The 23,871-nt window shown below is 64.2% G+C and carries 15 protein-coding genes; 3 read left to right on the top strand and 12 right to left on the bottom strand.

The genetic code is table 11. From position 1 onward, the window contains the following. Positions 1 to 134: 134 nt before the first annotated feature. Complete coding sequence (gene metE, locus VVD49_RS06970) at positions 135 to 2,429, top strand: 5-methyltetrahydropteroyltriglutamate--homocysteine S-methyltransferase (protein ID WP_327598415.1); 2,295 nt, start codon at positions 135 to 137, stop codon at positions 2,427 to 2,429. A gap of 92 nt (positions 2,430 to 2,521) precedes the next feature. Here metE and VVD49_RS06975 read toward each other — a convergent pair whose 3' ends face one another. Continuing rightward, on the bottom strand, positions 2,522 to 3,121 hold the full coding sequence (locus VVD49_RS06975; protein ID WP_327598416.1) for a PEP-CTERM sorting domain-containing protein: 600 nt from the start codon (positions 3,119 to 3,121) through the stop codon (positions 2,522 to 2,524). Positions 3,122 to 3,517: 396 nt separating this feature from the next. Here VVD49_RS06975 and VVD49_RS06980 point away from each other — a divergent pair, with 396 nt between their 5' ends. Both VVD49_RS06980 and VVD49_RS06985 read left to right on the top strand, forming a co-directional pair. Continuing rightward, the gene (locus VVD49_RS06980) at positions 3,518 to 3,886 is read left to right on the top strand and encodes a dihydroneopterin aldolase (RefSeq protein ID WP_327598417.1); all 369 of its coding nucleotides are present in this window, start codon (positions 3,518 to 3,520) and stop codon (positions 3,884 to 3,886) included. A gap of 49 nt (positions 3,887 to 3,935) precedes the next feature. Then, a complete protein-coding gene (locus VVD49_RS06985; RefSeq protein WP_327598418.1) occupies positions 3,936 to 4,415 on the top strand; it encodes a GNAT family N-acetyltransferase in 480 nt (159 codons plus the stop codon). Positions 4,416 to 4,585: 170 nt separating this feature from the next. On the opposite strand, the gene nrdG is transcribed toward VVD49_RS06985, so the two are convergent. The 11 genes from nrdG to VVD49_RS07040 form a co-directional block, all read right to left on the bottom strand. After that, positions 4,586 to 5,056 (bottom strand): anaerobic ribonucleoside-triphosphate reductase activating protein, encoded by a 471-nt coding sequence (nrdG, locus tag VVD49_RS06990; RefSeq protein WP_327598419.1) that lies wholly within the window; start codon positions 5,054 to 5,056, stop codon positions 4,586 to 4,588. Continuing rightward, on the bottom strand, positions 5,053 to 7,191 hold the full coding sequence (nrdD, locus tag VVD49_RS06995) for an anaerobic ribonucleoside-triphosphate reductase (RefSeq protein ID WP_327598420.1): 2,139 nt from the start codon (positions 7,189 to 7,191) through the stop codon (positions 5,053 to 5,055). The genes nrdG and nrdD overlap by 4 nt, the downstream gene beginning before the upstream one ends. A gap of 162 nt (positions 7,192 to 7,353) precedes the next feature. Continuing rightward, positions 7,354 to 8,538, bottom strand: coding sequence for an amylo-alpha-1,6-glucosidase (locus tag VVD49_RS07000; protein WP_327598421.1), 1,185 nt, complete (start codon positions 8,536 to 8,538; stop codon positions 7,354 to 7,356). Positions 8,539 to 8,542: 4 nt separating this feature from the next. Continuing rightward, positions 8,543 to 11,494, bottom strand: coding sequence for a malto-oligosyltrehalose synthase (gene treY, locus VVD49_RS07005; RefSeq protein ID WP_327598422.1), 2,952 nt, complete (start codon positions 11,492 to 11,494; stop codon positions 8,543 to 8,545). Continuing rightward, a complete protein-coding gene (gene treZ, locus VVD49_RS07010) occupies positions 11,491 to 13,335 on the bottom strand; it encodes a malto-oligosyltrehalose trehalohydrolase (protein WP_327598423.1) in 1,845 nt (614 codons plus the stop codon). Before treZ ends, treY begins: the two co-directional genes overlap by 4 nt. Positions 13,336 to 13,438: 103 nt before the next feature. Further along, a complete protein-coding gene (locus VVD49_RS07015; RefSeq protein WP_327598424.1) occupies positions 13,439 to 14,122 on the bottom strand; it encodes a mechanosensitive ion channel family protein in 684 nt (227 codons plus the stop codon). Positions 14,123 to 14,136: 14 nt separating this feature from the next. Then, positions 14,137 to 17,511 (bottom strand): maltose alpha-D-glucosyltransferase, encoded by a 3,375-nt coding sequence (gene treS, locus VVD49_RS07020; RefSeq protein WP_327598425.1) that lies wholly within the window; start codon positions 17,509 to 17,511, stop codon positions 14,137 to 14,139. A 9-nt stretch (positions 17,512 to 17,520) separates the two neighbouring features. After that, a complete protein-coding gene (locus VVD49_RS07025; protein WP_327598426.1) occupies positions 17,521 to 19,554 on the bottom strand; it encodes an alpha-1,4-glucan--maltose-1-phosphate maltosyltransferase in 2,034 nt (677 codons plus the stop codon). Further along, positions 19,551 to 21,500: a 1,4-alpha-glucan branching protein GlgB gene (gene glgB / locus VVD49_RS07030; RefSeq protein ID WP_327598427.1), complete on the bottom strand. Its 1,950-nt coding sequence runs from the start codon at positions 21,498 to 21,500 to the stop codon at positions 19,551 to 19,553. The genes VVD49_RS07025 and glgB overlap by 4 nt, the downstream gene beginning before the upstream one ends. Before the next feature lie 410 nt (positions 21,501 to 21,910). Then, complete coding sequence (locus VVD49_RS07035; RefSeq protein ID WP_327598428.1) at positions 21,911 to 22,318, bottom strand: DUF3597 domain-containing protein; 408 nt, start codon at positions 22,316 to 22,318, stop codon at positions 21,911 to 21,913. Positions 22,319 to 22,600: 282 nt separating this feature from the next. Continuing rightward, positions 22,601 to 23,863 (bottom strand): glycerate kinase type-2 family protein, encoded by a 1,263-nt coding sequence (locus tag VVD49_RS07040; protein WP_327598429.1) that lies wholly within the window; start codon positions 23,861 to 23,863, stop codon positions 22,601 to 22,603. Positions 23,864 to 23,871: the final 8 nt, after the last annotated feature.

Consider the following 23,871-nt stretch of genomic DNA (forward strand, 5'->3'; position numbering starts at 1 on the left):
AATTCATTTCATGTTAATCCACAAAACTTATCGTTTGAATAATATTTGTCGCACTCCGACCATTGCCTGTCTGCCGGCCCGCGCATGCGTTGCCGGCTCATTCCACAGGCAATCGCAGGCAACAAGGATCGGACATGGCCATCACACACAACCTCGGCTTTCCGCGCATCGGCGCAAAGCGCGAACTGAAATTTGCACTCGAGTCGTACTGGAAAGGGCTGTCCTCGCGCGATGAGCTCAAGGCGTTCGGCGCCGAGTTGCGCAAGCGCCACTGGCAGGAACAGGCCGCGCTGGACTTCGCACCGGTCGGTGACTTCGCGTTCTATGACCAGGTGCTCGACATGAGCTTCACCCTCGGCAACCTGCCGCAACGCGTACGCGATTTTCACGGCGACACGCTCGACAACTACTTCCGCGTCGCACGCGGTCGCTCGGCCGAAAGCGTCGAGGCGCACGCGCACTGCTGCGGCGGCGTGGCCGCAGGCGAAATGACCAAATGGTTCGATACCAACTACCACTACATCGTCCCCGAGTTCTCCGCCGACACGCAGTTCAGGCTCGATGCCTCGCGTCTCGTCGCGCAGCTTGCCGAGGCGAAGGCGCTCGGCGTCCAGGCCAAGCCCGTGATCATCGGCCCCGTGACCTACTTGTGGCTTGGCAAGGCCAAGGATGGTGCCGACAGGTTGTCACTGCTGCCCCGCCTGCTGACGGTTTATGCCGAGCTGCTGAACGTACTCGCCGAGCAAGGCGCGGAGTGGGTGCAGATCGACGAACCAGCGCTGGTGACGGAACTCGACGAGCACTGGCAGCACGCCTTTACCGAGGCCTATCACGCGCTCAAGAGCAGCCGCGTGAAGCTGCTGTTGGCGACTTACTTCGGCCCCCTGCGCGATAACCTGCAGCTTGCCAGCAGGTTGCCGGTCGCAGGTCTCCACCTCGATGCGGTCAACGCACGCAGTGAAGTCCTGCCCGTGCTCAACTACCTCGCCGCGCACAAGGTGTTGTCGCTGGGCGTGATCAATGGCCGCAACATCTGGAAGACCGATCTCGGCGAAGTGCTCGACTGGCTGGAGCCCGTGCATGAACGTCTCGGCGAACGCCTGTGGATCGCCCCGTCGTGCTCCCTGCTGCATGTGCCGGTGGATCTCGACAGCGAACAGAAGCTGGATGCGGAGATCCGCTCCTGGCTCGCCTTTGCGCAACAGAAGCTGCAGGAGCTGCAAGTGCTCGCGGCGGCCCTGCGCGTCGGCCGCGATGCGGTCAAAGCCAGGCTGGCGGAGAACCGCGCTGCCATCGAGGCACGTCGCAACTCGCCACGGGTGCACAACCCCGCTGTGAAGGCCGCCATCGCGCAGCTCGATGCGCAACTCGGTCAGCGCAAGAGCGCCTATGCGCAACGCGCTGTCAAACAGGCCGCCTTGCTGAAGCTGCCAGCCTTTCCGACCACCACCATCGGATCCTTCCCGCAGACTGCCGAGATCCGCCATGCGCGCAGCGAGTACAAGGCTGGTCGACTCGACGAGCCGGGCTATCAGACGGCAATGCGCGCCGAAATCGAACGCAGTGTGCGCGAGCAGGAAGCGCTGGGGCTCGACGTGTTCGTGCACGGAGAAGCCGAGCGCAACGACATGGTCGAATACTTCGGCGAACAACTCGACGGCTACGCCTTCAGCCAGTTCGGCTGGGTGCAGTCCTACGGCTCGCGCTGCGTGAAACCGCCCATCCTGTTCGGTGACATCAGCCGCCCGAAAGCCATGACTATCGACTGGATCAAGTACGCCGCCTCGCTGACACCGAAGCCCATGAAAGGCATGCTCACCGGCCCGGTGACGATACTCAACTGGTCCTTCGTGCGTGACGACCAGCCACGATCAGTCTCGTGCCAGCAGCTCGCACTGGCTATCCGCGAGGAAGTGCTCGACCTCGAACGCGCCGGCATCCGCGTCATCCAGATCGACGAAGCCGCGCTGCGCGAGGGCCTGCCGCTGCGCAAGAGCCAGTGGAAGGAATACCTGTCCTGGTCGGTCGAATCCTTCCGCATAACCGCCAACGGCGTTGAAGACGAAACACAGATCCACACCCATATGTGCTACTCCGAGTTCAACGACATCATCGCCTCGATTGCCGATATGGATGCGGACGTCATCACCATCGAAACCTCGCGTTCCGACATGGAACTGCTCGACGCCTTCGACCACTTCAACTACCCAAATGAGATCGGTCCGGGCGTGTACGACATCCACTCGCCCAACATCCCGAGTGAGGCGCACATCGTGCAGCTCATGCAGAAGGCGGCGGAGCGCATTCCGGCGGAGCGCTTGTGGGTCAATCCGGATTGCGGCTTGAAGACACGGCAGTGGGGTGAGGTGCTGCCGGCGTTGCGGAACATGGTGGCGGCGGCGAAGCTGCTGCGCAGTGCGGTGGCGTGACGCGGCTAGGCCGGTAGTCAGGCAATGGCGGGCCCGGAAATGAAAATGGCGCATCCCGGGATGCGCCATTCTCTGCGTGGGACAGCGCCCGATCAGGCCTGTCTGGATTTCCGCGACAGTCCGATACCGACCAGACCAGCCGCCAGCAAGGCCAGCGTAGCTGGCTCAGGCACGTCGTTGCTGCCAAGCGTGACCACCACGTTGTCGATGGAGGTGTTGCCCTCGATGTTTCCGTTGGAAATCCTGAAGCCTGAAACACCGTTGACAGAGGTGAAGGCGATGGTCTGGTACACGCCCGGATCGGAGAAGGCGCCCTCGAGCACAGTAATGGCGGTACTGAAGATTGTCTGGTTGAGCATATCGAATGCTTCGAACAGCGCCCCACTTCCTCCCTGAACAAACGTGGTCACATCGATCGAGAATGCCGTGATGCTGCTGCCGAAAGACGTGTTGAACGTGATCTCGGAGATGGTCCCGTTGTTGAGGCCATCGGCGATCCACAAACCATCCGGGTTGTTGCCGCGGTCACTGGCAATGGTGTAGTAGTTTTGAAGATTGGAGTTCGTGCCGAGCCATCCTGACTGCCATGCGGGGAAGGGGGCTTCAAAGTCTTCGGTCAGAACGGTAGCCGATGCCTGAGTGGCCATGAGCATCGCCGCTGCGAATGCCAGAACAATCCGAGGTAGTTTCATTATTCAAATTCCTGCGTGTGGATACGAGCAATGCGCTCCCGGTGCGTTAAGCAGAGTGCATGCCACGCGCCAAGCGTCTGATCTCACAGGCGTGCGTGCAGGCGGAACGAGAGATTGTAAGAATCTTCGACAATTTGGTCGGAGACATTTTCTCGCTTGAACCCGAGTCCGCTGCCGTCGATCAACGACATTGGCATTCATTCCCTGGGGCGCTCCGCTGCGCCGTCCTGGCAAAGTCTACTAATCCAGTGATGAATTAGCAGGCTTGGGGCCAGACCCGTCGCTGGCCTCGGACCCATGCCGGCACAATTGCCCGGTAGACTGGCATGCCTGCCGTTTTCCACTGCCGGAACGTCGGGTCTCTATTTCACGCAACTCCCGGAAAGCTGCCTCGCCATGGAATTCTTCAATCGCCGTCTCAGCATCCGCAAGCTCAGCCTGTCTGTTTCCATCGGTTTCTACGAGATCGAGAAGCTGCGCCCGCAGCGGGTGCTGATCGATGTCGAGCTGCGCTTGCCGCCGCTCGTGAATGGCATTCCTGACGATGTGCAGGCCACGGTCGACTACGACCAGATGCACAAGTCGATCACGACCCTGGTGGCGGGACGTCACTTCAATCTGCAGGAAACCCTCTGCCACGAGATTCTCGCGCTCTGTGCGCGGTTGGACGGCGTGACGGGGGCGCGCGTCTGGGTGCGCAAGCCGGATATCTATACCGACTGCGAGAGCGCCGGCTACGAGGCGGAAGTCGGCATGGCGGGATGAGCGTCCGGCCTGGTGCTGGATGCGTATGGCTACCTGCGAAGGAGCGCGCGTGGAATTGACTTCGTTCAGGCCGGAACACCAGGACAGGCTTGAAGCCTTCCTGAAGGTCATGCAGGAGAGCCGTGGCTATCGATTCGATCCGGCCAAGCTGCCACCAGACATCCTGAGCGTGAAAGAGACCTACCAGGAGAATGGCCTGGGGTTCTGGGTCGTGGAGGATGCCAAAGCCATCGTTGCCAGCGTCGGGCTAAGGATTCCTCACAGGCACGAGCGCATCGGGGAGATCAAGCGCTACTTCGTTCACCCTGATTTTCAGGGGCGCGGCTGGGGCAACAGATTGATCACCCATGCGATTGATGTTGCCGTCGGAAACCGGCTCGTCAAACTGCGGCTGGATACGATGAGGAAATCTGAAGTTGCCTTGCTCGTGTTTCGCAAGCACGGCTTCCATGAGATCCCCAAATACAATGACAACCAGATCGCCGAGGTATTCATGGAGAAGGACCTGACGGCGCGCGAGGCGCAGTAGGCCATATGCATGGCATCTGCCGGCTGACTCAAGGCGCCAGCACGCAGGTCGGAAAAGCAAAGCGCCTTCCGACACCTTGATGGCGTGACGAGCTACTCGCGTTTCCTGGCGCTCGATGTCGGAAGGCGCTGCGCTTTTCCGACCTACAGCGGAGGGCCCTGGAGCCCGGTTCAAGCGGGATGTGGCGTGACTGCCTGCGGCGCCAGACGAATCAGCCGCTGGTTGTCCGAGCCGCGCCAGGGCTGGGAGGTGGGCTTGTCCTGCTCGTAACGCCCATCGATCAGTACGTCCACATCGCGCAGCAAGGCGAGGTGTCGCACTTCCTCGTGCAGGTAGCCGGTCCACATCCAGATGTCCTTGTCCGGGTAGCGCTGCTTGAAGCGCCGGCAGAGGTCGGCAATGGCATCGCGGTTGGCGGGCAACAGCGGGTCGCCGCCGCTGAGGCTCAGGCCGTGATGCCCCTCGCATAGATCGAGCAGCCTGTCGCGTATCTCGGGCGTGAATGGCTGGCCGGTGAGCCGGTTCCAGCACGAGGTGTTGTAGCAGCCCGGGCAGGCATGCGCGCAGCCGGTAACGAACAGGGTGACGCGCAGGCCTTCGCCATTGACCACGTCGCAGGTGTAGTAGCGGTCGTAGTTCATGCCTGTCCCGCCAGATGCTTGACGCGCCGCATGACCTCCTTCTGCTTGCCCGCGTTGAAGGGCCGCGCGTTCGGGCTGCCGAGGTAGCCGCAGACGCGCCGCGTCACTGACAGGCTGGCGCCGTCATGGTTGCCACAATCCGGGCAGGTGAAGCCTTGTGCAGTGGCGCAGGCCTCACCCATGAAGCCGCATTTGCCGCAGGAGTCGACTGGCGTGTTGGTGCCGAAGTAGGGGACGTGCTCGACGGCGTGATCCCAGATGCGTTCCAGCGCCTTGAGGTTGTGGCGCATATTGGGCAACTCGACGTAGGTGATGTGTCCGCCTGAAGCCGATTGCGCGAAGCCCGCCTCGAACTGGATCTTCTCGAAGGGCGTGACCTTGCGCGCCACGTCGAGATGGAAAGAGTTGGTGTAGTAGCCCTTGTCGGTGACGCCGGGCAGCTCGCCGTAGCGTGCTGCATCGAGCTTGCAGAAGCGGTGGCACAGGGATTCGCTGGGCGTCGAGTACAGCGAGAAGCCCCAGCCCGATTCTTCCTTCCATTGTCTGGTCGTCTGCGCCAGATGGGCGACCACCTTGCGCAGGAAGTGCTGCACTGCCTCGCTGTCGAAAGGATGCTCGCCACCGGACATCAGCAGGCCGATCTCGTGCAGGCCGATGTAACCGAGCGAGATGGACGCGCGGCCGTTGCGGAACAGGTCGAGGATCTCGTCGTCCGGCTTGAGGCGCATGCCGAATGCGCCTTCGGTGTAGAGGATGGGGGCAATGTTCGCCTTCACACCCGCCAGGCGTTCGATGCGGCTCATCAGTGCCTTGCGTGCGAGCTGCAGGCGTTCGTCGAGGATGGTGAAGAAACGGGTTTCGTCGCGCGCAGCCTCGATGGCGATGCGCGGCAGGTTGACGCTCACCACGCCGAGATTGTTGCGGCCGGCAAGCACCTCCTGCCCCGCATCATTCCGCCATGCCGGCAGGAAACTGCGGCAACCCATCGGCGATACCGGTTCGGAGGAGCCGGTCAGTGCGCGATTGAGTTTCGCCGAAATGATGTCCGGGTACATGCGCTTCGACGCGCATTCGAGCGCCAGCTGCTTGACGTCGTAGTTCGGGTCCTCTGGCTTGAGGTTCAGGCCGTCCTCGATGAAGTACACCAGCTTGGGGAAAACCGGCGTGATGCCTTCCTTGCCCATGCCCTTCAGGCGTACCCGCAGGATGGCTTTCTGTATCGTGCGCTCCTGCCAGCTGCGCCCCATGCCGAACGAGAAGGTCACGAAGGGTTGCTGGCCGTTGGAGCTGAACAGCGTGTTGATCTCGTATTCGCAAGCCTGGATGCCATCGTAGGTTTCCTTCTCCGTGCGCTCACGCGCATAGCGCTCCGCATCGGAAATGGCGTACTGGCGGGCGATGTCGAGGTTCTTCTCGTAGCTCTTCTGCACATAGGGGGCCAGCGTGCGATCGATATCCGGAATCGTCGTGCCGCCATATTGGTGGCTGGCGACCTGCGCAATGATCTGCGAGGTGACGGCGCAGGCCACGCCGATGGAGCGCGGACTTTCGATGCCGGCATTGCCGAGGTGAAAGCCGTGGTCGAGCATGCCGCGCAGGTCGACGAGGCAGCAGTTGGTGAAGGGCAGGAAGGGCGAGTAGTCGAGATCGTGGTAGTGCAGGTCGCCGTCCAGATGCGCCTGCAGCACATCCTTCGACAGGAAGTTGCTGGCGAACTGCCGTGACACGATGCCGGCCATCAGGTCACGCATCACGGGGAAGACATTGGCATCCTTGTTGGCGTTCTCGGTGACGACCTCGTCATCGGTCTTGTCGACCAGGCCCATGAGCTGCGCATGCAGGGCCGAGCCCTTGACGCGGATGCTGTCGCGGTCGTGGCGGTACTCGATATACAGCCGTGCGACCTCCGGGTAGCTGCGCATCAGCGCATCCTCGACGTAGCCCTGGATGGTCGGGATGTCGAGGACTTCGCTCGGGTACTTCCTGCAGCGCCCTTCCACTTCGGCAGCAACGCTCAGGGCGATCGCCCCCGGGTTCGCGACGCAGGCGGCCGTGGCGGCCTTCTGGCACGCCACCGCGACCTTGAGGATGTCGAAGGTCGCCGTGGTGCCATCGCGTTTCAGGACGTCGAGCATGTTGTCTCCCCATGTAAGTGTTGTCGGTGGCCGTGCACGGCGCTGATAAATGCCGCCGCGCCGGGCTTCAACAACTATATACGGGGTTTTGCGCCGGAAAATGCACTACATATAGTGGTTTGTCCTGCGTCAACATCCGTTCAGATCGACTTGCGTCCAGGCTTACCAGGCTGCGCTATTGCCTTGCAGGGCGCGCACGGCGAGCAGGAAGGTCGCCGCATTCCAGCTCTGCCCCGCCATGCCCATCGCTGCCAACGTCTTGCCATGAAACCACTCGGTGAAGCGCCAGTCATCGCGTGCATTGACGTGCGCGAGGCTGGCGAGCTCGCGCCAGGCCAGTTCATGCAGACCGCAGCGCGTGAGCGCCATGACCCAGAAACCGCCGACGAAGGGCCAGATGCCGCCGTTGTGGTACTGGTGCACATCGTTCTGTTGATGTCGCCCCATGTAAGGTCGCCATAGCTCATGCTGGCGCGACAGGGGGTGCAGCACGACGCGCACCGGGTATGGCTCGCTGGCCCCTGCGGCGATGATGCTGTCTGCAATGCCCTGTGCGGTGCTGTCATCGGCGAGGCCACACAGCACGGCCAGCACATTGCCGAAGACGTCGCCCTCGTAGCCAGCGACGGCGAGATTGACGAAGCTGAGGTAGAGGCCGGGGTCCTGGCGGCCACGGCGGGCGTAGTGGCTCAGCAAGCGCGCGCGGTGATACTCGGGCAGATCTTCCTGTACCGGATTGAACAGGTGGTTGAAGTGATGCAGGGTGGTGTCCGCATCTGCCAAGGCGAAGCGGCGCTTCACGTCGTACCACAGCGCATTCGTGTAGAGCACATAGCCCGAGCGCGGCATGATGTCGGCCCAGTCGCTGGCCTCGTTCTGCTGCAGCAGGCGGAAGTGCTGGTGCTCCTGCGCCAGCAGCCAGTGGATGGCACGTTCGACCTGTTCCGCCCAATGCGTGGGGCCGACGCTGCCGTGCCGGCGCACATGATCGACGGCGATCAGCCACCACAGCGTGGCATCTATGCATCCCAGATACCAGAAGTCGGCATCCTGACCTTCGGGGGCCACGTATTTCGGAATCTGACCGTTGCCGGCCTGCTGTGCGGCCAGCGCGTCGAGACTGGCGACGGCGCCCTGCTCGAGCGGCGCGCTGCCGCTGCCGCACATCGCCATCACGCAGATTGCGGCATCGCGACCGAAGATGCGCGTGTAGCGGCGTGCGACGGCGGCCGCCGTGGGGCTGGCGGCGAGAATGCCGTGCGGCGTGAGGTTCTGCTCCAGCAATGTCAGCGAGGCCTGTGTGCAGGCCTCGATCTGCGCCATCGCTGTCTTGTCAGGTCGCGTCATGAGCTCACGTGTCCGTGCCGAATGGCTCAATGCTGCCAGACAATGCGGCGACCGGAAAATGCCGCAGCACCTCGGCCAGCAGCAGGTTGCCTGCGGTGGAGTCGGAAGCGCACGCATGGCGCTGGCCGCTGATGGTATCGACCAGCTGCATTGCCGCCGGCAGGATGATGTGCGTGTCGCCCCAGATGCTGCCCACGGGGGCTTCGCCGGCCGGCACACCGAGCGAGGCGCTCAGGCGTGTCGCCACGACGATCAACCACTGCGTGTCGGTGTGACGGGCAAAGGCGATGACATTGCGGGCATACTGGCCGCGCACTTCCAGTGCGACATAGCGCGAGTGGCGCAGCATGTCGGCATGTTCGCGCCGCAGTTGCAGGCTGCGCCAGACGGTCCAGAACTTTGCGCGCCCGTCCTGCGCTTCCCTCAGCAGGGCCTGCAAGGCCGCTGATTGATCGGGCAGTGCTGCGATGGTCTGCGCTTCGGCCAGCATGCCGCGTCGCAGGTCATAGTCGACCGGCCGGCGATTGTCCGGATCGACCAATGAGAACTCCATGGCCTCGTGCCCCTGGTAGAAGTCGGGTACGCCTGGCGAGAGGGTCTTGACGACAGCCAGCGACAGGCTGTTCATGGCGCCATGCCATGCAAATACAGACGTACTGCGCCGGATGTCGCTGAGGAACAGGTTGCTGTCGCGGGCTTGCAGCAGGATGTGGACGAAGGATGTCAGGGCCGCCTCGTACAAGGGGTTGGGGCTCATCCAGCTGGTGATGATCTTGGACTCGCGCGCCGATTTCAGCATGGCCTGTTCGATGCGTCGGGCGTAGGCCAGCAGTTCATCGTCGCTCAGCTCGCCTGCAGGCAGGCTGCCGACGATGAGCTGGTAGAGCAGGTATTCATCGTTGCGTGTCGGCGCGCGCTGGCCATTCACGATGCGCTTGTGGCTGCGGTTCATGCGGCTCCAGCGACGCACACCGAGCCGCCAGGCGGCGGGCATCTCGCTGATGACATTGATGCGCATGCGCACATCTTCCACGCGTTTGGCGTCGTGCGTGGAAGTGGCAAGCATGGTGTGGGGGAGTTTGAGCGAGCGATCGAGCACCACCGCGTGGAAGTTCGCCACCGAAATGCCGAACACATCGGGATCGCCGCCGACGTCGTTGACCGACACCAGGCGGTGGTGGCGGTACAGGGCAGTGTCTTCGACGCCCTTGGCCGTGACAGGCGCCGTGTACTGCTGCAGGCGCCGTGCGAAGGCACGGTAGCGCTCGCCGAGCCCCGGCGACGCACCCGCCGGTGGCGCGCCGAGCAGCACGCGGTGCAGGAAGTCGAAGGCGCTGGCATCGCCCGCCACGCTGCGTCGGCGCGCACTGCCGATGGCCCAGTTGATGAATTTCCTGTCCTGGCGGCTGGGCGTGTCGACGATGTAGGTGCGATAGACCGGGAAGGAGGCGACGACTTCGGACAGCGCCTGACGCAACGAGTTGAACGTGAAGTCGCGCGTACGCCTGTCCTCGCGGGCAAGCCGCAGCAGGTTCACGCTGAGCAGGGTCAGCTCGCCTGCCAGGCTGCTGTCCATGACGACGTGCTTGCATTGGCGTGCGAGGGTTTCGAAGTCCTCGGCCTCGTCGCGCACGAAGGCCCGCCATGCACGATCGAGGCGGTTCTTCGCATCGCCATCGAGCAGCAGGCCATTGATGAGATTCGCAAAGCGGTAGCCGGTGGTGCCGTGCACGGCCCATTCAGCCGGCACTTCCTCGGACAGCGCGACGATCTTCTCCGCGACCACGTAGAGCGGCATGTCGGGCGGCCGCCCCGCGCTGGCGGGGGCCGGTGCGGGCAGTCCGCAGACTTCGGCGTAGCGCTGCTGCAGGCGGGCAAAGTAGCCCGCCGGGTCGGCCATGCCATCCGGATGGTCGACGCGCAGGCCGTCAACCGCGCCGCAGGCCAGCAGGTCGAGCACCAGTTTGTGGGTCGCCTCGAATACCTCGTCACGCTCCATGCGCAATGCGGCCAGCTCGTTGACGTCGAAGAAGCGCCGATAGTTGATCTCGTCGGAAGCGATGCGCCAGTAAGCGAGGCGGTAGGCTTGAGCGTCGATCAGGTTGCTGAGGCGGTCAAAGCTTTTGCGCTCGCCGGGCGTGCCGTTGATCTGGCCAAGCATCCTGTCGATGGCGCCGGCGAGTGCGGGTTGTTCGCGCAGCGCGGTCGCAAGCGCGGCCTTCAGGTGGGTCTTGTCGGTCTGGCGTCGCAGCCGCTCGCTCGAATCGGCCGTGGTGTGATGCGGGAGCTGTTCGAACTGCGTGGCAAGCCGCATCAACACGTCCTGCGCTGCATCGCCGGAAAAGGTGTTGAACTGGCGCGCTGCCTCACGCAGCAGCGCGCCGTAGCACAGCGGATCAATCGGCAGGCGATGCGCGTAATAGTGCACGGAGAAACTGCCGTGCGCGGCGTCGAAACCCAGTTGCAACTCACCGCGCTCGAGAACGATGCCGTACTGGTCGCCGAGGATGGGCAACAGCACCTTGCCGGTCAGGGCCGGGTCGGCGGAGCGCCAGTCGATATCGAAGAAGCCGGCATAGGCCGAGGCGGCACCGTTCTCCAGGATGTCGAGCCACCAGGCGTTGTCGTCGCTGAGCACGCCCATGTGGTTCGGCACGATGTCGATGAGCAGGCCCATCTGATGGGCGTGCAGGCAGGCGACGAGGCGGTCGAAATCCTCGCGCGTGCCAAGCTCCGGGTTGAGCGTGCCGTGATCGACCACGTCGTAACCGTGCTGGCTCCCCGCACGCGCGCGCAGCGGCGGAGAGATATAGAGATGGGTGATGCCCAGCCCCGCGAGGTAGGGCACGATGTCCATGGCATCCGTGAAGTGGAACTGGCTGTGCAACTGCACGCGATAGGTGGCGAGCGGCACCTTCGCCTGCTGGAGCTGTGCTGCGCGGCTGCCGTTGCTCATGGATACTCGATCGACACCTGTACGGCCCACGCGGGCAGGCTGGAGGCTGCATGGGAGGTTGCAGGGTGACTGTGGTAGACCTGCTTGCCCGGTAACTCGCCGATCAGATGGAGGGGCGTGTCGAATGCCGCCAGTTGCGCACGCATGTGCCAGCGATGGCCCTCCGCAAGCGGCCAGCTCAGGCTCAAGGTGCCCGGTGCGGGTTGTGCTGCCGTACCACTTTGCGCGCCAGCCAGCCAGGGCAGCAGGAATGAATGCCGGCAGCGCAGCAGGCCGCTGTAGAAGGCCAGCCAGTCGGCATGAGGCTTGTGCGCGCGTTCGCTCCAGTCCAGCTTGCTCTGCAGGAAGGTGGCCTCTGCATTCGGGTCGGGAATGCGTGCGCGCACGCGCGCATCCTTGAAGCGCGCGAACTGGCTGAACTCTTCGCGGCGGCCTGCGGTGATGGCCGCTGCGAGCGGGCCGTCGAAATCGCAGAAGTAGAGAAAGGGCGTACTCGCCCCCCACTCTTCGCCCATGAACAGCATGGGCGGCGAGGGCGCCAGCAGCACGCAGGCGGTGAGGGCGCGGAGTGCGTCCACGCGTCCGGTGTTCTCCGCCAGGGTCGCGATGCGCTCGCCCAGCGCGCGGTTACCGACCTGGTCATGGGTCTGCAGCGAATTGACGAAGGCAAGGGGCGGCAGGTGGGCGGACGATGTGCCACGCAACTCTCCGGCACGAAAAAGTGAAGGCTCGCCCTGGAAAGCGAAGCCTTCCGCCAGTGCACGGCCGAGCTGGCCGACGGGGTCGGTGGCGTAGTCCACGTAGTAGCCATCCGTCTCGCCCGTGGCGATGACGTGCACGGCGTGGTGCACATCGTCATTCCATTGTGCGTTGGCATGCAGGGGGGCGCCGCTCGCATCGCGGGCCAGGCGTTGCGCGTCGTTGATGTCGTTCTCGAGCACGACGTGCACTGGCCACGGCCGCGTCTTATCGGCGCGCAACGCGTCGGAGAGTTCGTCGATGAAGTGCTGCGCGCTCGCATCGTGCATGGCGTGTACAGCGTCGATGCGCAGGCCGTCGAGGTGGAATTCGTCGATCCAGTAGCGTGCGTTGTGGATGAAGAAGTCCCGTATCGTGCGGCTGTGCGGGCCATCGAGATTGATGGCTGCGCCCCAGGGGGTTGGCACCTGCGGATTGAAGAATTCGGGGGCGGACACGTAGAGGTAATTACCGTCCGGACCGAAGTGGTTGTAGACCACGTCAAGCAGCACCATCAGGCCACGCGCATGTGCGGCGGCGACGAGTTGCTTCAGTTCGTCGGGCGTGCCGTACGCCGCCTTGGGCGCATATTGCAGCACACCGTCGTAGCCCCAGCCGCGTTGGCCGGGAAAGTCTGCCACGGGCATCAACTCGATGGCGGTGATGCCCAGCGCGACCAGATCGTCGAGGCGCTCGATGGCCGACAGGAAAGTACCTGCCGGGGTGAAGCAGCCGATATGCAGTTCGTAGATCACGGCCTCGTGCCAGGGGCGGCCGCGCCAGTCGTCATCCGGCCAGTCGAACCCGGTTGGCCGGGTCAGTGTGCTTGGGCCGTGTACGCGAGCATTGCTGCGCGATGCCGGATCGGGGACTTGCAGCTTGCCGTCAATGTCAAACGAGTAGTCCGCAGGCGTGCTGAGCTGCGCGAGTTCCAGCTCGAACCAGCCACCGTCGGCGGCCAGCATGGGATAGGGGGCGTGCTCCCGCTCGGCGGTGTGCAGGATCAGGCTGACCTGGCTCGCACCGGGCGCCCACAGGCGAAAGCGCGCGCCGCCGCTGGCGGTGGGCTGGGCGCCAAATGGCATTTCGTGCATGCGTTTCATACGACTTCTTCCTGGGCGGGTTACTGACGGAAAGTGCGCGCGAGCGCCGGGCGTGGACGCAGGGCGGGCCAGCCCTGACAGGGGCTGGCCCGTGCGGCATGCGTCAACGCTTGCTGTCAGTGGTGTCGTGCGGGAACCAGCGATCGAGCAACTCGGCGGCCCGGCCGCGCGCGCCCAGGCCAAAGGCCAGTGCCAGTGCGAGCACGACGCCTGCCAGCAGGATCAGGAAGGTCTGCTGGATCAGGCCGCCGCCGATATTGAGTTGATCGACGGCCAGCAGGACGACGAAGGTCATCACGGCATAGCGCACGATGCGCCCCAGGATCTCTGCATCGCTGATGCCGGCGGCCTGGAAATAGCGTTGCACGGCCGTTGCGATGAAGCGTGCGAAGTAGCCGCCGAAGACGACGACCAGCAGTGCCACCAGCACATGCGGCACGAACAGCATGACGCGGCTGAGCAGGTCGGTGACCTGGGTGAGCCCCATGCTGTTGAATGCGACGATGAGGGAGGCCAGCAGCACGCAGCCATAACCGAGGAGGCCGACCCACTCGACCGTGTCCTTGCCGGTGCCGCCCTGTTGCAGGAAGTTGTCGATGCCGGCACGTTCGGTCAGCACGTGGAAGTTCACTGCCCGCAGCGTCTTGACGATGCTGAAGCGGAAAGCCTTGGCGATGAGCCAGCCGACAAGCAGCACCACCATGGCGACGCCCAGGCGTGGCAGGAAATCACCCACGGCTGTCAGGAAACCGCGTAGGGGCAAGATCAATACGTCAATGTGTTCCATCTCGGTTTCCTCGTTCAATCAGTGATCTCGGCCAGTGCGGCAATGCCTGCGAGTGGTACGGCCACCCAGTCAGGGCGGTTGTCCAGCTCGTAGCGCAGTTCGTACAGGGCTTTCTCGAGCTCGAACATGTCGAGCAGCGCACGCGTGTCCTTGAATGCGGCTGCGTCCGGGTAGAGGCCCGCCGCAACGACTACCTCGCAGTAGGTGTGGAGGAAGGCCTGGCGCATGCGCCGCTCCCACTGGCGCGCCAGCGGCGCCAGTTGCTCGAGATCGACGCTGCCCTGCGCGGTCTGATGGAGCGCCGTATGGCGTGCGTAGTCGAAGGAGCGCAGCATGCCCGCCACGTCGCGCAGTGCGGAGTGGCGCGCGCGCCGCTCCTCCATGCTGCGTTGTGGCTCGCCCTCGAAGTCGATGATGAGGAAGTCATCGCGCGCCACCAGGATCTGCTGCAGATGCAGGTCGCCATGCAGGCGCGTCTTGAGGCCGCGCGGGGTGGCTGTCGCGACCTTGTCGATGCGCGCGAGCAGCGTCGATTGCAGCGTGTCGACTTGCGCCGCCAGTGCAGCCATCGGCGCGTTGAGCCCCGCACTGCGCTGCTGCAGCAGGCCGAAGGTGTGATTGAACTCTTCGCGTACCTGTGCCGCCCACGCACCCAGATCGGCCGCGGTGATGGGCTCGGGTTCGAAGGCGGGCGTGCCGGTGCGACGTGCCAGCGCGATATGCAATTCGGCAATGCGCCGCGCGAGGATCTGCAGGCGCTCGGCCATTGCATTGAGGTCTTCCTGGGAGACGTCGTCGAAACCGCTGCGCGATTCGAGCAGGCGCGCCAGCTGTGCGACCGTGAAGCTCCACGCATCACCCTGATTCACCACGCAGGCCTGCAGGAGCGCCACGCACCAGATCTGACCGTCATCGGTGTGGAACTCCACGCTGCCGGCGACCGGTACACAGTTCTCGTAATGCACGACGTCGGTGAGGTAACGCCCCATCTCCACTTCGGGGGCAATGCCGGCCCGCACATGGCGATAGCATTTCAGGAACAGTTTCTCGCCAAGCAGGCTGACCGAGTTGCTGCTGGTCGTGAGGCGTTGCAGCGCCAGCTCACCCTGCAGGGCGCCCGCCGTCACGTCGCCGAACGCGCGGGTCGGCGTGAACAACATGCGGCCGCCCTCGCCAGTGATCTGCCGGCCGGCACCGATGGCCTCCACCACTGCGCGGCAGAACGGTACATCACCCATTGCGTCGGCGAGGACACCCATGGTGGCCTGCTGGCGCACCTTGGCGGCGGCCACCGGCGCCAGGGCACGAACGCGCTCCTCGTCGTCCTCCTCGAAGGCGATGGCCAGTGGCACGAAGTAGCGTGCTGGCTTGCCCGCACCTTCGGTATCGAGCATCGGCAGCAGCCACTGCGCACCTTGCGCCTCCAGCATCACATGGGCGCTCAGGGCGCTGCGTTGCAGAGCCTCACCCTTGGCGGCGTACCAGCGCTGGCGCAGCATGAACTGCGGCATCAACTCGCGCTCGAGCTGGTTACGGGTCTTCTCGGCCATGCCCATGCGCCAGGGCACGACACGGCTGCGGAAGAAGCTGTTCCAGCCGTCGAACAGCACCAGCACGGGCAAGTCCTCTGCAGCCAGGCGTTCGGTGTGCCACTGCGGCGGGATGGCATCGTGCGACAGGCGGAACCAGAAGAAGCCGTAGGCCGGCAGGGTCAGCAGGTAGGGGTGGTCGCCAATCGGTGGAAAGGCCGAACGCCCCAGCATCTCGACGGGTACGCGACCCCGGTAGGCGGAAAGGTCGAGCTCCACCGGCTGGGCAACGCGGCTGAGGTTGAAGACGCACAGCACGGCATCGTCGTCGTGCTCGCGCACATAGGCCAGCACCTTGCGGTTGCCCGGATGCAGCATGCCGAAGCGACCCCGGCCGAAGGCGCGCGTGGCGCTGCGTACGGCGAGCATGCGCTTGGTCCAGTTCATCAGCGATGAGGGCTCGCGCGCCTGTGCCTCGACATTGACGGCTTCGAAGCCGTAGATGGGGTCCTGGATCGGTGGCAGGTAAAGGCGTTGCGGATCGGCGCGCGAGAAGCCGCCATTGCGGTCGCTGGTCCATTGCATCGGTGTGCGAACGCCGTCGCGATCGCCCAGGAAAATGTTGTCGCCCATGCCGATCTCGTCGCCGTAGTACAGCACGGGCGTGCCGGGCATGGACAGCAGCATGCCGTTCATGAGTTCGATGCGCGCGCGATCATTCTCCAGCAGTGGCGCGAGGCGGCGACGGATGCCGAGATTGATGCGCGCACGCGCGTCGGAGGCGTACATGCGGTACATGTAGTCGCGCTCCTTGCTGGTCACCATCTCCAGCGTCAGCTCGTCGTGATTGCGCAGGAAGACAGCCCATTGGCAGGTGTCGGGAATCTCCGGGGTCTGCGCCAGGATTTCCACCACCGGGTGCCGGTCCTCCTGCGCAATGGCCATGTACATGCGCGGCATCAGGGGGAAGTGATAGGCCATCTGGCACTCGTCGGCCTCGCCGAAATACTCGCGCACATCCTCGGGCCACATATTGGCCTCGGCCAGTAGCAGGCGGCCGGGATAGTTCGCCTCGATGCGGGCGCGAATGGCCTTGATGACATCGTGCGTCTCGCGCAGATTCTCGTTGCTGGTACCGTCGCGCTCGATCAGGTAGGGGATGGCATCCAGGCGGAAGCCGTCGACACCCGTGTCCAGCCAGAACTCCATGGTCTTGAGCACCGCTTCGAGCACCGCCGGATTGTCGAAGTTCAGATCGGGCTGGTGGCTGAAGAAGCGGTGCCAGAAGTACTGGCCAGCGACCTCATCCCAGGTCCAGTTGGACTTCTCCGTGTCGGTGAAGATGATGCGGGTACCCGAGTAGAGCGTGTTGTCATCGCTCCACACATAGAAGTCGCGTTCCGGCGAACCCTTGGGCGCCTTGCGCGCAGCCTGGAACCACGGGTGCTGGTCTGATGTGTGGTTGACCACCAGCTCCGTGATCACGCGCAGGCCGCGGCGATGGGCCTCGGCGACGAAGGCGCGGAAGTCGTCCAGCGTGCCGTAGCTGGGATGCACGTCTTCGTAGTTGGCGACGTCGTAGCCATCATCGCGCAGGGGCGAGGGGTAGAAGGGCAGCAGCCAGATGGTATTCACGCCCAGCGACTGCACGTGGTCCAGATGCTGGGTCAGACCGCGGAAATCGCCTATGCCATCGCCATTGGCGTCGGCGTAGGCCTTGATGTGCAGTTCATAGATGACTGCATCCTTGTACCAGAGCGGGTCGCTCGCGGTGTCGGTGTGCAGGCCGGTCGCGGTGGGTCCTGTTTCGTCGTTGGTCGCCAGGGTCTCGATGGTACTCAGGGTGATGGCATCGTTCACGGCAGTGCCTCAGAGGAAGTAGTCGAAATCGTTCTCGCGCCGCAAATGGGCACGCAGCTCCATGATCTGGGCGGGGCAGCGCTGCGGATCCAGGCTCACGTAGTTGCGTGCGCCGTGCCACAGGTAGTGCGCGTCGCTGATCACGTCGTGCAGCTGGAAGGACTGGTCGGGGCCCAGGCCGAATGCCTGCATGTCCAGATCGACCCAGCCGCTTTGCGTGTGGTGCGGGTCGAGATTGACGACGCACACGACGGTATTGCTGCCATCGGCCGAGGTCTTGGCGTAGGCGATGATCTGCTCGTTGTCGACGCTGAGAAAGCGCAGCCCCGAGTCGCGCTGCAGCGCGGCGTTGGCGCGTCGCGCACGGTTCAACACGCTGAAGAATTCGACGAGCGAGTCTGCGCGGTCGCGATCCCACACGCGGCGTTCGAACTTCTCCGAGTCCAGATACTCCTCGCCACCGGCGCGCAGCGCCGCTGCGTCGAGCAGTTCATAGGCCGGGCCGTAGATGCCGTAATTGGCCGACAGGGTTGCGGCCAGCGCGGCACGCGCCATGAACACCGGGCGGCCACCGTACTGCAGGGCTGCAGGCAGGATGTCGGGCGTGTTGGGCCATACGTTCGGGCGGAAGTAGTCGCGCCCGGGCCCCTGCGTCAGCTCCGTGAAGTAGGTGGTCAGCTCCTGCTTCGAGTTGCGCCAGGTGTAGTAGGTGTAGGACTGGCTGAAGCCCGCCTTGGCGAGGCGGTGCATGACCCGCGGCCGCGTGAAGGCTTCGGACAGGAAGATCACCTCCGGGTGCTGCGCACGGATGCGCGCAATGACCCATTCCCAGAACGGGTAGGCCTTGGTGTGCGGATTGTCCACGCGGAAAATGCGCACGCCCTGCCCGACCCAGAACTCGAACACGCCCGCGAGCGCGGCCCATAGCTCACGCCATTGCGCCGTCTCGAAATCGAAGGGGTAGATGTCCTGGTACTTCTTCGGCGGGTTCTCCGCGTACTGGATGCTGCCGTCCGCACGCTTCCTGAACCACTCCGGATGCTCCGTGACCCAGGGGTGGTCCGGCGCGCACTGGAAGGCGATGTCCATGGCGATATCGATTTCCAGGCTGGCGGCGGCCTGCACCAGCGAGCGGAATTCGGCCAGCGTGCCCAGCTCGGGCAGGATGGCGTCGTGGCCGCCCTCGGCCGCGCCGATGGCCCACGGGCTGCCGACGTCCTCCGGCCCCGCCTCCAGCGTATTGTTGCGGCCCTTGCGCCGCGAACGGCCGATGGGGTGGATGGGCGGGAAGTACAGCACGTCGAAGCCCATGCGCTTGACGTAGGGCAGCCAGGCTTCGCAGTCGGCGAAGCTGCCGTGACGGCGGATGTCGTCGGACGCGGAGCGCGGGAAGAACTCGTACCAGGCCGAGAAGCGCGCGCGCTCCCGCTCGACGGTGACCTGGTAGATCTGCGGGCAGGTCAGCGCGTGGGTCAGGTCGGGGTAGCGTTGTGCGATGCTGCCGCGCGCCGCGTCGGCGCCGATCCGCTTGAGCGCGTCTGCATCGGCGCCCTCGGCGGCATTGGTGGCGAATGCCAGCTCGCGCGCCCAGGCGTCGAGCAAGGCAGCGTCGCTGCCCGTGCCTGCGCGCCGCGCTGCGTCCGCAATCAAGGCGGCCCCGCTGCTGGCGGCGATGCGTACGTCATCAACCTCGATGCGCCGGCTGAAGTCGTGCTGCCATGACAGGAAAGGGTCGACCCAGGCGCGCACCGTGTACTCCCAGCGGCCGATCGCGTTCACCGTGAAATCTGCATGCCAGCGGTCATTGCCGCGCGGCTGCATCGGTGTGCCATGCCATTCGGTGTCACCGGCGCGGCGCCAGAGCAGGGCGCAGGCCACCACGTCGTGACCATCGGCAAAGCAATCCGCGAACACCTCGACCACGTCACCGATGATGCGCTTGATCGGGAAGCGGCCGCCGTCGACCGCGGGCTGTACGTTTTCGATGACGACGCGGATGCGGCCGTCATCCAGTGCTATCGGCATGATGTCCGCGCTGCTCATGACGCAGCCCTCTCATGACGCAGGAAGAGGATGCCCAGCGGCGGCAGGGTGAGGTTGAGCGACTGGAAGCGCCCATTGGCCGCCACGGGCACGCTGTGGGTGCCGCCCTGGTTGCCCGCGCCGCTGCCGCCGTAAAGCGTGGCATCGCTATTGAGGCACTCACACCAGTAGCCAGCGTGTGGCACGCCGACAAGGTAGTTGCTGCGTGGCACGGGCGTGAAGTTGGCGACGATCAGGACGCTGCCGCCCTTGTCTGACTTGCGCAGGTAGCAGATCACGCTGTTGTCTGCGTCGTCAGCGTTGATCCATTCGAAGCCCGCGCTGTCGAAGTCCAGCGCATACAGTGCCGGTTCGCTGCGATAGAAGCGGTTCAGGTCCTCCACCCAGCGCTGTACACCAGCATGCGGGCCGCCCTGCTCGACGAGATGCCAGTCGAGGCTCTGGTCATGATTCCATTCGCGGCGCTGGGCGAACTCTCCACCCATGAACAGCAGTTTCTTGCCGGGGTGTGCCCACATATGCCCGAACAGCAGGCGCAGGTTGGCGAACTTCTGCCAGTCGTCACCGGGCATCTTCTCGATCAGCGAGCCCTTGCCGTAGACCACTTCGTCGTGCGACAGGGGCAGCATGAAGTTCTCGGTAAATGCGTAGAGCAGGGAGAAGGTCAGTTTGCCCTGGTGCCAGCGGCGATTGATCGGGTCTTCCTGCAGGTACTTGAGCGTGTCATGCATCCAGCCCATGTTCCACTTCATGCCGAAGCCAAGGCCGCCTGCGTCGGTGGGGCGCGACACCCTGGGCCAGGCCGTGGATTCCTCGGCAATGATCTGCACGCCGGGGTGGTCGCGATAGGCCGACTCGTTGAGCATGCGCAGGAAAGAAATGGCCTCCAGATTCTCGCGACCACCGTGCACGTTGGGAATCCATTCCCCTTCCTTACGCGCGTAGTCCAGATAAAGCATGGAGGCCACGGCATCGACGCGTAGCGCGTCGATGTGATACTCGTCCAGCCACAGCATGGCGCTCGACAGCAGGAACGCGCGTATCTCGTTGCGCCCGTAATTGAAGATGGAAGAATTCCACTCCGGGTGAAAGCCCTGACGTGCGTCGGCATGTTCGAACAGATGCGTGCCATCGAACTGGGCCAGCCCATGCGCATCGGCAGGAAAGTGTGAGGGTACCCAGTCGAGGATGACGCCGATGCCGGCTTCATGCAGGGCGTTGACGAGAAACTTGAAATCCTCGGGCGTACCGTAGCGTGAGCTTGGTGCGAAGTAGCCTGTCGTCTGGTAACCCCAGGAGCCGTAGAAGGGGTGTTCGGTGACAGGCATCAACTCGACATGCGTGAACCCCGTCTGCAGGAGGTACTGCGTCAGCAGCGGTGCGAGACTGCGGTAGTCGAGCATGTCGCCGTGTTCGCTGCGGCGCCAGGAGCCGAGGTGGCATTCATAGACGGACATCGGCCCATCCAGCGCCTTGCACGAGGCGCGACCGGCCATCCAGCCGGTGTCGTTCCAGGCAAAGCGATCCGTCGGCCAGACGACGGAGGCTGTAGCTGGCGCATGTTCGGCATAGCGCGCGAAGGGGTCTGCTTTTTCAAGACGCTGCCCTGACTGCGTGAAGATTGCGAACTTGTAGCGATGACCCGGGGTGACGCCGTCAATATCGAGTTCCCAGATGCCAGAGCCATCCCAGCGCACATTGGCACGGTGGGTCCCTGCATCCCAGCCATTGAAGTCGCCGATCACCGCAACGGCACTGGCGTTCGGTGCCCACACCGCGAAGCGGGCGCCGGTCGCGGTCAGATGGCAGCCGAGCTTGTCATAGAGACGTGAGTGCGTACCTTCGCGGAACAGATGCAGGTCCTGCTCGCCGAGCTCGAAGTATGCATCCGTCACCTGCGGCCCTGCTTGCTGCGGTGGCTCCATCGTGTTCGCGCGCTGATTCATTTCGGTCTCCTCTGCAAGCGCCGATCAGCAATGTCAGGTGCCAAGCTGCCCACTCGTGACTGCCGCTACGGCGCAATATCCTGTAGCACGACAGTTGTTCTTTTCGACCTGCTCCCTGAACCCGGTGTCAGCCGGGCAATGCGCATGGTCATTTTTTCCGATCATGCGAAATTTCGTGCAGCGGGGAGGCGTGGCAAGCACACCGCGAGCGGCGGAAGGCACCGAGCCTGACCGTTTCGCGGGCGACATGGCTGCCGATCCACGCGCTGTTTCACGCGCCAGCGTGCGCAGGTCACGACACGCTTGCTCTGGCTGCTGCGCAATATGCGTGCCCGTCCTCGGGGGACAATGTTCGGGGTGCAGATGCGCGCTAGCCCGGGAGCACGCGCGCCGCGCGGTCAATGCGTCAGTCAATCCAGCAGGCTGGCTGGGACATTGCCGCCGTTGTCGGCAATCTTCTGCAGCACGGTCTTGTGCAGCCACATGTTCATCTGCGCCGAGTCGCTCATCTTTTCCGCTGGACAACCGAGTTCGGTGGCGAGCGCCTTGCGGTCGGCAAGGCTGCTGTCGAGGCCCAGCAACTTCATCAGGTCGACGATGGACTGCCTCCAGTTGAGTTTCTCGGGATGCGCGGCTGCGAGCCTTTCCAGTTTGGCGACGACATCCACTACCGGAATTGCAGCGGTCACTGCTGCGGGTGCGGGAGTGGTTACAGGGGCGGCCTCAGCGGCAGGAGCCGGGGCGGGTGCCGTGGCAGCGGGCGCGGCCTCCGCACTGCCGAAACCCAGCTTTGAAAGAATCTTTCCGAACAGGCTCATCGTCGTTCCTTTCGATAGAAGTGATGCAGGGGGCGGAGGGCTGGGTGAAATGCGATTCCGGGGGTGAATGCGCGGCGCCCCGCAGGCGCAGGAGCTAGCCTGGCGCTGGGGGAGAGTCTTTCGTTCCGGACTGCCGTGCCTTCAGGAAAGAAGGACGAGGACGCACTGGATCAGCATAGTTGCTGTGGGCAGCAGATGCGAGATCGTGACGTGGAATAAATGGACATTCACGCGATATCGCGACGCGCATCGCGATATTGCAGAAAGATGACCGGCAGATGACTACAGGACGAGGATCGCGCGGAAGTCGTTGACGTTGGTGCGCGTCGGGCCAGTGACGACGAGGTCTTCGAGTTTGTCGAAGAAGCTGTAGGCGTCGTTGCCGGTGAGGCAGGCATCGGCACTCATGCCGAGCGCCTCGGCACGCGCCAGGGTGTCAGGTGCGGTAATGCAGCCGGCGTTGTCTTCGCTACCGTCGATACCGTCAGTGTCGATGGCAATGGCATGCGTGTCGGCCTGCCCGCGCAAGGCGCAGGTGAGTGCCAGCAGGTATTCGGCATTGCGGCCGCCGCGGCCGTTGCCGCGCACGGTGACGGTGGTCTCGCCGCCGGAGACGAGCACGCAGGGTTTCTGCCCGGGCTGGGCCTCGTGCGCGAGGCGGGCGAGCACCGATTGCACCTGGGCGACATCGCGTGCCTCGCCTTCAATGCTGTCGCCCAGCACGATGGGCAGCACGCCATGCTCGCTGGCGACACGCGAGGCTGCTTCGAGCGAGCCCTTTGCCGTCGCAATGACGCGCACCTCGTTGCCGCGCAGGCGTTTGTCGCCGGGCTTCGGCGTTTCGTTGAGCCCGCGGCGCAGATGCTCGACCACCGCGCGTGGCTCGACGATGCGGTACTTCTCGACGATGGCGAGCGCATCGGCGAAGCTGGTCGGGTCGGCAATGGTGGGGCCGGAGGCGATGACGGAAGGATCGTCACCCGGCACGTCGGAGATCAGCAGGGTGACGACGCGTGCCGGTGCGCAGGCAACTGCCAGCTGGCCGCCCTTGATGGCCGAGAGATGCTTGCGCACGCAGTTCATCTCGCTGATCGAAGCGCCACTGCGCAGCAGCGCGCGATTGACCTGCTGCTTGTCGGCCAGCGTCAGGCCTGGTGCGGGCAGGGCCAGCAGCGCCGAGCCGCCGCCCGAGATGAGGCACAGCACGAGGTCGTCGGCGGTGAGTCCTTGCACCGAATCGAGGATGCGTTGCGCAGCTTTCTGGCCGGCCTCATCGGGCACCGGGTGAGCGGCTTCGATCACTTCGATGCGCTTGCAATCCGCGCCGTGACCGTAGCGCGTGACCACCAGCCCCGACAGCGGCCACGGCCAGTGATCTTCCACGGCGCGCGCCATGGCGGCAGCTGCCTTGCCGGCGCCGATGACGACCGTGCGACCGAGTGGCGGCGCGGGCAGGTTCTCGGGCACGCATTGCGCGGGCGCAGCGGCATCGATGGCGGCCTGTGCCATCTTCAGCAAGAGTTCGCGGGGCTGGATCTGGATCATGAAACCGC

The sequence above is a fragment of the Uliginosibacterium silvisoli genome (genome assembly GCF_036017035.1).
GTDB lineage: Bacteria > Pseudomonadota > Gammaproteobacteria > Burkholderiales > Rhodocyclaceae > Viridibacterium > Viridibacterium silvisoli.